The 12,443-nt window shown below is 35.5% G+C and carries 8 protein-coding genes; 4 read left to right on the top strand and 4 right to left on the bottom strand.

The genetic code is table 11. From position 1 onward, the window contains the following. Positions 1 to 59 precede the first annotated feature (59 nt). The 3 genes from EG342_RS21340 to EG342_RS21330 are packed head-to-tail and all read left to right on the top strand — an operon-like array spanning position 60 to position 3,836. A complete protein-coding gene (locus EG342_RS21340; RefSeq protein ID WP_246008680.1) occupies positions 60 to 1,106 on the top strand; it encodes an ABC transporter substrate-binding protein in 1,047 nt (348 codons plus the stop codon). 41 nt (positions 1,107 to 1,147) lie between these two features. Further along, positions 1,148 to 1,792 (top strand): monofunctional biosynthetic peptidoglycan transglycosylase, encoded by a 645-nt coding sequence (gene mtgA / locus EG342_RS21335; protein WP_103289667.1) that lies wholly within the window; start codon positions 1,148 to 1,150, stop codon positions 1,790 to 1,792. A 13-nt stretch (positions 1,793 to 1,805) separates the two neighbouring features. Beyond that, positions 1,806 to 3,836 (top strand): recombinase, encoded by a 2,031-nt coding sequence (locus EG342_RS21330; RefSeq protein WP_103289664.1) that lies wholly within the window; start codon positions 1,806 to 1,808, stop codon positions 3,834 to 3,836. Positions 3,837 to 3,928: 92 nt separating this feature from the next. Here the strand turns inward: EG342_RS21330 and EG342_RS21325 are convergent, their stop codons facing one another. The 4 genes from EG342_RS21325 to EG342_RS21310 form a co-directional block, all read right to left on the bottom strand. Further along, on the bottom strand, positions 3,929 to 4,087 hold the full coding sequence (locus EG342_RS21325; RefSeq protein ID WP_103289661.1) for a bacteriocin: 159 nt from the start codon (positions 4,085 to 4,087) through the stop codon (positions 3,929 to 3,931). A 66-nt stretch (positions 4,088 to 4,153) separates the two neighbouring features. After that, on the bottom strand, positions 4,154 to 4,447 hold the full coding sequence (locus EG342_RS21320) for a hypothetical protein (RefSeq protein WP_103289658.1): 294 nt from the start codon (positions 4,445 to 4,447) through the stop codon (positions 4,154 to 4,156). A gap of 211 nt (positions 4,448 to 4,658) precedes the next feature. After that, positions 4,659 to 5,738 carry a DNA replication/repair protein RecF gene (recF, locus tag EG342_RS21315; RefSeq protein ID WP_103289655.1) on the bottom strand — a complete coding sequence of 360 codons (1,080 nt, stop codon included), beginning with the start codon at positions 5,736 to 5,738 and terminating at the stop codon, positions 4,659 to 4,661. 3 nt (positions 5,739 to 5,741) lie between these two features. Continuing rightward, positions 5,742 to 6,497, bottom strand: a complete 756-nt coding sequence (locus EG342_RS21310; RefSeq protein ID WP_103289652.1) for a UbiA prenyltransferase family protein — start codon at positions 6,495 to 6,497, stop codon at positions 5,742 to 5,744. An 18-nt stretch (positions 6,498 to 6,515) separates the two neighbouring features. On the opposite strand from EG342_RS21310, the gene EG342_RS21305 reads away from it, so the two are divergent. Beyond that, positions 6,516 to 12,422, top strand: coding sequence for an alpha-2-macroglobulin family protein (locus EG342_RS21305; RefSeq protein WP_103289650.1), 5,907 nt, complete (start codon positions 6,516 to 6,518; stop codon positions 12,420 to 12,422). The last annotated feature ends 21 nt before the right edge of the window (positions 12,423 to 12,443 follow it).

Genomic DNA, 12,443 nt, shown 5'->3' with positions numbered 1-12,443 from the left:
GTTTGTTATCTTGTTGTTTAACGGTTGCAAATATACCACTTTTTTCCGTTCTTTGGAGAATGAAACAGAAAATTTTACTTTTATTCACGGTATTTTCGCTAATTGCCTGTAAAAGAGAAACAAAAATTTCGTCCTCTGAATGGACAAATATCTCGGCCCGTACTCAATTTAAGGAACATGATGGAGTGGTGGATCTGAAATCCGGAAATTTCACCTATAATTTTAAGCAGAATCAAATTCCATTTAAGAAAATTATCCTTTTAAATGCAAGTATGGCGGGTTATATTTCAGAGCTGGGAGCAGAAAATCTAATCGTAGGAATTTCAAGCCCGGAATATATTTACTCGGAAAAAATCCAAAATATGATCAGGGAAGGAAAAATTCAGAATGTAGGAAGTGATCAGAAGTATGACGTGGAAAAAATTATTTCTCTGAAACCGGATGCCATTTTCACCAATCATATTGCAAGTTTTGACAATACCTATGAGCTATTAAAAAACAATGGGATCCAGGTGGTATTTCTGGATGAATATATGGAACAGCAACCATTGGACAAAACTGCCTATATAAAGCTATTTGGAGAATTGTTAGCAAAAGAAAAAGAAGCAGATACTAAATTTCAGGAAATTGAGAAAAACTATAATGAATTAAAACAATTGGCTTTAACAGCAAAAGAAAAGCCTGTTGTTCTGGCTAATGAAATGTATGGCGACATTTGGTATCTTCCGGGTGGAAATACTTCCGTAGCCCATTATATTGCAGATGCCAATGCTTCTTATATTTTAAAAGATAATAAAGATGAAAAAGCTTTAACTATGGGCTTTGAAGAGGTATATGCAAAATCAGGAGGAGTTCAGTACTGGGTGAACGCCGGAAACCATGCTTCTAAAAGTGAAATGCTGAAAATGAACGGGTTTTATGGTAAACTTGACGTATTCAATAAGGGGAAAATCTATACGATCAGTGGTAAGGAAAGACAAAAAGCCAATGATTTCTTTGAAAGCGGTGCTGTAAGAGCTGATCTTATCCTGAAAGACTATATTAAAATCTTTCATCCGGAACTTTTACCAAATTATCAGTTGACTTATATGAAAGAGTTGCAGTAAGCCGGACTATTGCTTATTTTTGCCTTTCCTTTTATAAAGTTATGTGGAAAAAAATTAAACAGCTTATCTTTATCATTCTAGTAATGAATGTTGTGTTTATCATCTGGGGTCGATTTTTTAATCCGCCAATCACGATCACTCAGATAGGAGGACTTTTCGAATACGGAAAGCTGCACAGAGACTATATTTCCTACGATGAAATGGGAAATAATGTGAAGAAAGCAGTTATTGCATCAGAAGATCAGAAGTTTTTTGACCATAACGGATTTGATTACACCGCAATCGAAAAAGCGATGAAGCATAATGAACAAGGGAAAAAAATAAGAGGCGGAAGTACCATTTCCCAACAGACGGCAAAAAATGTTTTCCTATGGCAGGGCAGAAGCTGGGTCAGAAAAGGACTGGAAGCCGTCTACACTTTTATTATCGAAAAGGTATGGAGCAAAGACATTATTCTTGAAAGATACCTGAATTCTATTGAAATGGGGAAGGGTGTTTTTGGAGTGGAAGCGGCCGCTCAATATTATTTTGGAAAATCATCTAAAGACTTAAGTGCTTCAGATGCTGCCTGGATTGCCGCAGTATTACCGAATCCAAAGAAGTATGATCCAAAAAATCCTTCACCTTATTTAAGAAAGAAACACAATTGGATCATGAGACAGATGAGGAATGTGAGTTTGAAATAGTATCTTTGTACTAATGAAATTCTTTAGTTCCAGCACAAATTTTGAGTCAGTTCTTAAAAAATATTTTTCTTTTAAGAACGAAACGCTTTCTTTAGAACCATTTGCAGAGTTTTTGGAGAGTGTAAAAAAAGCTGATTTTACAGATGTGCTCAATTTTCTCAGAAGCAATCCTAATTTTGCCGATAATTTTAAACATTACATCCACAATATTTTTAAAGGAAGGCCTTTCAATTTGTCTTTGACAGAGGCTAATATTCTTTCTGAAAATGCCTTCTTTCCGGAACTTAAAAAGAGAATATTAAACAAGGTGCTGCCACCCGTTGAAAATGAAAAGACCATATGGTACATGATCGACAACGTGTGTTTAAGACCAAAAAAGGATTTACAATACCTTCACAACCTTCCTGAAAATGAAATTGATGAATTTCTGAACCTTATGGGAGCTTCAGATTTTATTATCAAACCAAATGTAAAAAAGGAGCTTATTTTCTCGATGAATATCCTTTCCTGGAGGGTAACAGGAATGGCCATGGAAGTAGAAGTGGTAAGAATGGCACCTCAATACAGGAATCTTGATAACCCGTTCCTCGCCCTTCAAAATGAGCTTGAAACTTTGGCAGAAGACCTGGTAAAGGATCCTGAAATGCAGCTGCATTCCAAAGACAGCAGATATAAGCAGATCAAGATTTATGCAGAACAATGTCAGGAGTTTGTTAATATCGCTTTTAAAAATTCCGCTAAATATGGGATTTCAGGGAAGATTAATCAATCACTGCTGAAGATTCGTCAGCAGACAGAAAGAATCTACGAAATCATACAGCTGCTGGTGATTGATACTGATGAAGATGTTCTGATTAAATCCAAGCAACTGGTCTTTAATATATTAAATTACAAGTCTCATAAGAACAATATTGCAGACCTGATTAATGATAGTACAAGGTTGATTTCTCACCTTATTACCAATCATACCGCAGAAGCCGGAGCACATTATATCACATCAACCCGAAAAGAATATATGACCATGTTCTATAAGGCAAGTGGTGGTGGGATTATTGTAGGAGCGCTTTGCGTATTGAAAATGTTGTACGGATATATTCCGGGAAGTGATTTCTCACATGCATTTTTGTACTCAATGAATTATGCGATGGGATTCGTGATGATTTATCTGATGGGATTCACATTAGCCACAAAACAGCCGGCGATGACCGCTGCTACAATGACTAAAGTTTTATCCGAGGAAGGAAACAGTAAAAGACATAATACTGAATTTGCCCATCTTGTTTCAAAACTGTTCAGAAGTCAGTTTATTGCCTTTGTGGGAAATGTTTTGCTTGCCTTTCCGATCGCACTTGCCATTATCTATGGACTGGATGTATTTTTCTCACAAAACCTGGCGGTTGATCGTTCTGATAAATTATTAAAAGACCTTGATCCTTTTAAATCCAAAGCTATTTTGCATGCCAGTATTGCTGGTTTCTATCTGTTTATTTCAGGGATTATTTCGGGAAATATCGGGAATAATTCCGTGTTCTATCAGATTCCGGAAAGAATTGCAAAAAACCTTTCAATCAGAAATTTCTTTGGGAAAAAGTTTGCCAAAGGATTATCAAAATATTATGCTAAAAACTGGCCGGGAATCGTTTCCAACTTCTGGTTTGGGGTTTTCCTAGGTGCTACGGCACCTGTAGGTCTATTCTTCGGACTTGATCTGGACATCAGACACATTACCTTTGCAGCCGGAAACTTTGCCTTAGGATTGTACGGAAAAGACTTTTCGGTTGATTCCTATACCTTTTGGATGTCATTTTTTACAGTATTTTTAATAGGATTTTTCAACTTTCTGGTGAGTTTTAGTTTATCGATGTTCCTTGCATTCAGGTCAAGAAAAATGAACTTTGGACAGGTAAGCGAAATTTATAAAGAGATTTTCAGATACTTCATAAAACATCCGTTGAAGTTCTTCTTACCATTACGTTCAGGTTTAGATAAACAAGCCGATGACCTGATGAGTAGTACGATTTCTAATAAATCGGAAGAGCATTAATTAGATCTAATAATATAAATAAAAAACAGACTGCCTCAAAGCCAGTCTGTTTTTTGTTATCCCAAATGTCGCATTACTGCAACAGTTTATTATTATCTACAATCAGTAATAGGGCACAATGTTGGAAATGATCCCCATTCAATACATTCATCTGTTGCGCAATCTCTTTTACAACATACTGGCCGATCTCCGCCGCTGATTTGTTTTAACTCTTTTTTTGTTAGCTTTTTTAAAGCAAGTACTTTTTTCATGGTAATTTGATTTTAGTTTTAGATTCTAAATATATCAATTATCCTTGAATTATCTTGCGTTTTTTTTTAAAATATTTGCAGATCATCAAACTTATCCTCACCGAATTTGTCCTGAAACTTTTTTAAATAAAAGCTTTTACGCATTTTAAAATCATGTTTTAGTAATGGTGAATCAATTCTGATAATAACGCACCCGTTTTCTATATTTACACTTCTGATCTCTTTGAAAAGGCTCTCGTCAAGATAATCTTCAAGAAAATCTTTAATTTCAAATGCAACTAGTTTTCCCTCAAAACCGTGGATTCTGGCAAAAGACTTTACCAGTTCAGAGGATTGATATTCACGTTTTTTCTTCTTCATAATTGTGTTGTGTGGGTTCGAGGTTTTAAGTGATTTGAAAGGAGTGCAAAAATGTAAATTATTTATTTATATTCCAATTTTCTTGTACCCATTTTTTAGATAAATTGATTTTACCTTTTTTTGTTATTAATACCTTTTTTATTTTATGAAATAGGATGTAATTGTCTTTAAATCATAGCTTTAATTCTTGATTCAGAAACTCATATCCCATTTATATCTCAAAAATAATACTTTCCTCATTAATTTTCTTTACCACACTTTCCGTACGTTCTCTATGAGTATCCGTAATAAAAATCTGTCCGAAATTTTCTTTATTTACGAGTTCAATCAACTGTGAAACTCTGGTATCGTCAAGTTTATCAAAAATATCATCAAGTAAAAGAATTGGTGTTTTGTTGGTGAGCTCTTTTACAAGGTTCATCTGAGCTAATTTTAATGAAATCAGAAACGACTTCTGCTGTCCCTGAGATCCTATTTTTTTAATTAAAACATGATCCATCTCGAAAAGAAGATCATCTTTGTGAATGCCTTTCGAAGTGTAGGTAAGCATGCGATCTCTTTCGATGCTTTCTTTTAAAAGTTCCCCGAAAGAATTTTCCAGTAAATGAGATTCGTAAATAACCGATACGGTTTCGTTACCTCCTGAAATAATCTGATAAAAGTTCTTAACGATAGGATTTAACTGTTCTACGAATTCCTTTCTTTTGTTGAATATCTTTGTCCCGAATCGGGTGATCGGATCATCATAAATTTCAAGAGAATCTTTATCCCAGGTTCTGTTTTTGGCAAAATATTTTAATAAAGCATTTCTCTGCTGTATTGTTTTCTGATATTGTATAAGGTCATAAAGATACTCAGAATCGGTCTGCGAAATCATGGCATCCAGAAACTTTCTTCTGCTTTCCCCGGAATCCGAAATAAGATTTGAATCATACGGCGAAATCATCACGCTCGGTAGATAACCGATATGATCGGCAAGTCTGTCGTAGCTTTTATCATTTTTCTTAATGACTTTTTTTGCTTCTTTCGGTTGGGTAATTCTGATGATATCTTCGCTGTCTTCATTCTGAATTTCAGCATCAAGAGTGAAAAAATCCTCCTCTATTTTGATATTATTCAGATCTGTATTTCCCAAAAAACTTTTTCCTACCGATAAATAATGAAGAGCATCCAGAATATTGGTTTTTCCTACCCCGTTATTACCTACAAAGCAGTTGATCTGTGGGGAAAATTCAAACTTTTTTTCTGAATGGTTTTTGAAATTGTAAAGAGAAAGCTTCTTGATAATCATTCGTCAAAAATACTCCATTATTACTAAAAATAAAAAAGGAAGTGCGGAACAAGTTTCCACTCCAAATGAAAAATAGGTGTCATCTCTTTTATTTTCAGCGAAATAAATGAAAATATAAGTAATAATACTGGAAAGAAAAAAAGAAGCCGCATACAGAGGTTTAAGATAAAAAACGGCAATAATACTGCTTATAAAAACCAGGGCATAGGCAATATATTTCGTATTCTGAACTCCTATCATCATTGGAAAAGTCTTTACCGTATCACTGTTCATATCCCTGATATCAAAAGGAAGTACAAGGGCTGTAATAAAGAAAAAGCTGATCAGGAAAATAGGCAGATTAAATTCCGGTAAAGTAAGCCAGCAATTGACCAATGCCCAAACGAGCCCCACATAAAAGACTTTCAGAAGGGGAATTTTCCGAATGTAAACATCCAGAAAAAAACTATTATACAATAATCCCAGGACTACAATGACAAACCATTTCAGAAGTCTGATCTCATTATGATTGTGAATAATCAGAAAAGCACATATGATTCCGGCTACTGCATTTAAGACTAAAATTTTAAAAAAATGTTGGGTGTATTGATACTTAGTATAAAGATAACCACTGAAATAAGTGATGAAAATAAGCAGCATAGTAGGGAAACGGAATGTGTTTTGCTCCTTCATAAAAAATACTGCAAAAAGAGTTCCCATTAAGGAGACATAAATCTGACTGTCTATAAAGAATTTTTTCAGTATTTTTAAGATGTTCATTTATCAAAATTAATATATATGAAAAGATTTTCCAAGATTTTTATGCTTTTGCTTTTAATGCTAAGCTTTTCAACGGTTTTCGGGCAAAAATATTACGATGACCAATGGAAAAAGATTACTGAAAACAGCAAAAAAGGAGCTTACAAATCTAATCTTCCGATTATTTTAGATATACAAAACCAAGCAATGAAAGAAAATAACGCCCTTCAGCTGATCCGCTCTCTAAAGGCGGAATTCAGTGTTGTCAACCAAACTGCAGATGATGATCAGAATGATGCTGCTTCAAAATTTTTCAGTAAACTTCAGGGGGCAAAAGCCAAACTGAAAGGCGAAGAGAAATTGGTCTATGATGTTTTGTTGAATGGCTTTTTCCTTGATTATTACAATCAGAATTCATGGAAAGTAAACGGGAGAACCAATATCAATTCACAGGATATTTCCCAGATTGAAACATGGAGTAAGCTTGACTTTAAAAACTACTTAACCAAAAGTTATCAGGAACTTGATCAGCAAAAATCAGAGATGAAGAAAGCCTCTCTGTCCAAATACAAAGATCTGTTTTCAGACACTAAGGATCTTAGCTATTTCCCTTCCTTATTTGATTGGTATGCCTTGAAGAAAATAGGTTTTCTTTCTGAAAATAATTTATTTACCAAAAATGAGCTTACGGAAAACCGTACTGTAATCAATGCCACTTTTGATGAACTAGTTGCACAGAATACCGGAAATCCGAAGTTGTACTTTATGAAGGAGAAATTGGTTAATAACTGTAATTTTAATCAATGCAAAGACAAACTGGAGCAATTGCAGAATCTTCTGAAATCTGGCCCGGAAGGAGACTATAAAGTGCTTATCATGGAAGATATCATGAATGAGCTGATTGCTAAAAAGAAAGACAAAGAAGCTATTGCTGTAGCTGCACAGGCAAAAAGTCAATATCCAAAATCTTCTTTCCTCGAAAATATTAAAAACAAAGAGGAACAGATTACCAATCCATTACTGAACATTAAATATGAACAGCAGACACAGAACAATCTGCCGATTCATTTTGTCGCTGAATATAAAAATGTAACCAGTTTTTCTTTAAATATTTATGAGGTAAAAGATGATTTTACTTCACTGATGCAATATATTCAGAATTCATATGGCAATACCTATGGGAAAGTTAAAAAGAACTTAGTAAGAAAAGAGACCTATCAGCTTGCTGACCAGAAGGATTATCAGCTTCACAAAACATCATTGGAGATTAAGCCGCTTCCGTCAGGAATTTATATTGCGGAATATCTTGTAGACGGAGCAGATCTGAAAGACAATGACTCGAGACAGAATTTCCACTTCCTGGTTTCAGGAAACAGAATCGTTTATCAGTCTAAGACGGACAGAAATGCACTTTCAAACGAATTGAAATTAGTCAATAGTGAAAACGGAAAACCTGTAGCCAATGAAAGCCTTGCATTTTATGAGTTTGTATCCAACAAAACCTTAAATAAGCTAGATGGGAAAACCAATGAAAAAGGAAGTTTTACATTCCCTTCCTCGGCAAATAACGAATACTACAGAACTTTTCTGATTCAACAGCCTAAAACCAACGATTTTCAGATCATGCAGGTGTACGGAGCCAGAGGAGCAGCAGAAGAGTATAATCCCAACAAAGAATCCCGTACCGCAGCACAGATATTTACAGACAGAGCAATCTACCGCCCTGGGCAGACTGTATATTTTAAAGTCATCAATACGAAAATAGATAAAGAAGTAGAATCGGTACTTTCGGGGTTAAAACAAAAAATAACGTTACTGGATGCCAACAGTCAGGAAGTAAACTCGCAAAATTTTACCACCAACGAATTTGGATCTTATCACGGTAGTTTTGTCCTTCCAAAAGGACAATTGAACGGTATTTTCTACATAAGAACCGATGGAAACAGCGGATATAAAGATATCAGAGTTGAGGAATATAAAAGACCTAAGTTTGAGGTAACTTTTGATCCGGTAAAAGATGAATATAAATATGGGCAGACCATCGAATTAAAAGGAAAAGCAATGATGTTTTCAGGGGTTGCCCTGAGCAATACCACAGTGAATTATGAAATTAAAAAACATAATATCAGATGGAGGTATTTCTGGTGGTATCCACAAGGAAATGATAATGAGAATTCAATCCTGGGAGAAGCTAAAACCAATGAAAAGGGAGAATTTGTAATTCGTCTTGATCTTAAAAAAGATGAAAAATTAGATGGAATACAGATTGACAACTATGAAATCAATGCTTCCGTAACAGATATCAACGGAGAAACACAATCCGGAAATACACAACTTAAAGTAGCTTCAGTATCCCACTACATCAAGGCTGATGATATTAAAAATACTTTCAGCGATGAAAATGTTAAGATAAAAGTTGAAACAAAGAATTATAACGAACAAAACCTTAAGAAGTCCTATCAGGTGAAGTTATTAAAACTGACAGCTCCTAACAGAATTTTCAGAGATAACTTTAAAACGGAAGTTCAGAATCTTCCCCAGTACTCAAAAGATGAATTCATCAGCAAGTTCCCGCATGATTTGTTTGACAAAAATGATGAGATCAAAAACTGGAAAACTGAAAAAGTAGTGGTAGAAAAGCAACAGCAGCCTTCTTCCGATAATGCCCAGCTTTCTACAAACTTAGACTTAGGTAAACTTGAAGCAGGCGATTATCAGCTGGATTTGTTTAATATCGAAGGAAAAGATACCATCAAGTCTTCACAATATTTCAGTGTCTGGGACAAAAATTCTTTGAAACCGACTCAGAAAACATTCCTGACAGTGATTGCCCCAAAAGATGAGGTGTCAAGAGGAGAGAAAACTAAAATGTATGTATACTCGGCAATTCCTGATGCTTTGGTGAATGTTTTCGTTCAGGATGGCTTAGGAAAGACCATCACGGAATCTTATCAGTTGAAAAAAGGATTATTAGAATATACAGCGGATATTCCGAAGGACAAAAAAGTATCACAACTGAATATCCAGTTTCAGATTGTAGCATTTAATGATGTAAGTACCGAATCCGTTACCTTGAAGATAAAGGATACGGAACAACCTTTAAAAATTGAAACTGTAACATTCAGAGATAAACTGGAGCCTAATTCAAAAGAAAAATGGACGGTAAAAGTAACGGGTAATGAGAAAGAAAAGATCAATGCTGAAGTGTTGGCCAACATGTACGATATGTCTCTCGACCAGTTTGCTGCCAATACTTATAGTTGGAATAAACTATATGTACCGATCAATATGATCAGTTCTTATACATTGAAAAATTATCTGGTGCAAAAAAGCTATCAGAAAAGATTAAAATATATCAACGGAAATTATGTTGATGTACCGAATTTCAATTGGTTTGATGGTGCGTTGTATTATGCTACTGTAAGAGGTTTAGCTGGAAATGGCGGAGGAATAGAAGTAGGTAATAAGATATCTGCTTACTCCGTACCGCCAGCGCCAACAGCACGCGCAAAAAACAATGTGATGATGAGGAAAGCAGCCGTTGCAGAAGAAGCTGTGGCTTCAGAAGCAACTGTAGCTGATGCTGATGGGGTAATGGATCAGGCAGGACAAAAAGAAGAGCTTGAAAAAGTTCCGGTACGTCAAAACCTGAATGAAACCGCATTTTTCTATCCCGATCTGAAAACTGATGCCGAAGGAAATGTAAACTTCGAGTTCACATCACCTGAAGCATTGACAAAATGGAAACTGATGTTCCTGGCTCATACAAAAGATGCCAGAGCAGCGACCTTAGAAAAGCAGGTGGTTACTCAAAAAGAATTCTCTGTAACGCCAAATTATCCTAGATTCTTAAGAGAAGGTGACGAACTGAACCTGCAGTCAAAACTATCAAACCTTACCGATAAAAAACTGAATGGTTCCGCCGAGCTTAAGATTCTTGACGCATTTACCAATGAAGATATTTCTTCAAAATTTGGAGTTACCGGATCAACTCAAAACTTTAATTTAATTGAAAACGGAAACGGAGCCTTAACATGGAAATTAAAAGTTCCGAATAATGTTTCTTCAATCATTTTAAAAGTCGTTGCCAAAGCAGGCGCTTATTCCGATGGAGAACAACAGGCTGTAGCCGTATTGCCAAACAGAATGCTGGTTACCGATGCCGTTCCGGTTTTTGTGAAAGAAGGGGAGACCAAAACATTTGTGTTGGATAACCTTAAAAACAATACCTCTACAACGGCTTCTAATGTTTCCAATACGTTGGAGCTGACGACCAATCCGATCTGGGAAGTGATGTTTGCTCTTCCAAGTTTGAAAAATGATCAAAATAGCTCGGCAGATGTGATCTTCAACAAATGGTTTGCAGATGTGATTGCTTCTGAGATATTTAAAGCAAATCCAAAAATGAAAACTGTTTTTGAAGAATATCAGAGCAAAGGATTATTAAATTCAAACCTTGAAAAAAATCAGGAATTAAAACAACTCTTGCTGGAAGAAACACCTTGGGTGCTGGAAAGCAAGAATGAAACCGAACAAATGCAAAAACTGGCATTGTTGTTTGATACCAACACCATGAGAAATTCGATTACTCAGGATTGGGATGAGTTCAGAAAATTACAAAACCCTGACGGTGGATTCTCATGGTATGCAGGCTATCCAAGTTCTTACGGAACATCATTGTATATCCTTAAAAATCTAGGGAAAATCAACGATTGGTTAAAAGATAACGTAAAAGATTATCAAAGCTCAGAACAAAAAGAACTGGTAGCAAAACTGATTCAATATGTGGATAATGAGATTGATAAATACTGGAATGTAAAAGACAAAAATATCTGGAGCAACTGGGTACTGGATTACCTTGATACCCGAAACTATTGGGAAAAACAATATCCTTTGAAAGGAAAAGGAGCTGGCTTGAAATCTTCAGTAAAAGAAAAGGCAAAGACAGCAAAAATTACAGATTTTACATTCTTTGGACTTCATCGTGCGGCTTTATTAATGAATGATTACGGATTAAAAGATGTTTCCGATAAATTGATGACTTACCTCAAAGAAACCTCTACAGATACCAAAACGCAAGGAGTTTACTGGAAACAGAATTTGAACGACTGGGGATGGTTCGGATCAAAAGTAGTAAATCACGCAGGAGCGCTGGAAGCTTTCAATAAGCTTAAATCCAATGATCAGAACTTTATTGAAGATATGAAAATATGGCTGGTAACACAGAAAGAAGTAAACTCATGGGGAAGCTCAAGAGGAACTTCAGAAGTAATCTTTACCATTCTGAATTCAGGGAAAACATGGACAGGAGCAGAAAGCGATAAGGCAACCATTGTTTGGGGCGGAAAAGAACTGACTCCTCAGACTCAGGCAACAGGATATGTGAAGTCTACCGTAAAAACAGACGCCGTAGATAAAAACCTGGGAACTGTTACTGTAACCAAGCCTGGTCCGGGTATTGTTCAGGGAGGATTATTCTGGCAATATTATGAAGATCTGGATAAAATCAAATCTTCTGAAAATTATATCTCCGTAACCAAAGAACTTTATAAAAAAGTAAAAACAGTAAATGGGGAAGAACTTCAGAAAATTTCAACTGAAACTCCACTTAAAGTAGGAGATAAAGTAACCGTAAGAATGATTCTGAATACGGACAGAGCTATGGAATTTATTCATATTAAAGATATGCGTGCTGCAGGATTTGAGCCGATTGATGCACTATCCGGATACCAGTGGAAAAATAATTTAGGCTATTACCAGTCGACGAAAGATGCTTCTACCAATTTTTATATTCAGTATATGCCGAAAGGTAAATATGTATTTGAATATGATGTGGTTGCCAACGCATCCGGTAAGTTCTCTAATGGAATTACCACGATGCAGAATTATTATGCTCCGCAGATGAATGCCCATACAAAAGGAACCGGTGTTCAGATTTTGGAATGATTTTTGGCTATAGGGAAGTAA

Origin of the sequence: Chryseobacterium lactis (genome assembly GCF_003815875.1) — a bacterium.
Lineage (GTDB): Bacteria > Bacteroidota > Bacteroidia > Flavobacteriales > Weeksellaceae > Chryseobacterium > Chryseobacterium lactis.
This window is presented reverse-complemented; position numbering and strand designations above follow the sequence as displayed.

Excerpts from the sequence above, each read along its gene's own strand:
- recF (WP_103289655.1), bottom strand. The coding sequence starts at position 5,738 with ATGATTATCAAGAAGCTTTCTCTTTACAATTTCAAAAACCATTCAGAA.
- EG342_RS21330 (WP_103289664.1), top strand. The coding sequence starts at position 1,806 with ATGAAATTCTTTAGTTCCAGCACAAATTTTGAGTCAGTTCTTAAAAAA.
- mtgA (WP_103289667.1), top strand. The coding sequence starts at position 1,148 with ATGTGGAAAAAAATTAAACAGCTTATCTTTATCATTCTAGTAATGAAT.
- EG342_RS21325 (WP_103289661.1), bottom strand. The coding sequence starts at position 4,087 with ATGAAAAAAGTACTTGCTTTAAAAAAGCTAACAAAAAAAGAGTTAAAA.
- EG342_RS21320 (WP_103289658.1), bottom strand. The coding sequence starts at position 4,447 with ATGAAGAAGAAAAAACGTGAATATCAATCCTCTGAACTGGTAAAGTCT.
- EG342_RS21305 (WP_103289650.1), top strand. The coding sequence starts at position 6,516 with ATGAAAAGATTTTCCAAGATTTTTATGCTTTTGCTTTTAATGCTAAGC.
- EG342_RS21340 (WP_246008680.1), top strand. The coding sequence starts at position 60 with ATGAAACAGAAAATTTTACTTTTATTCACGGTATTTTCGCTAATTGCC.
- EG342_RS21310 (WP_103289652.1), bottom strand. The coding sequence starts at position 6,497 with ATGAACATCTTAAAAATACTGAAAAAATTCTTTATAGACAGTCAGATT.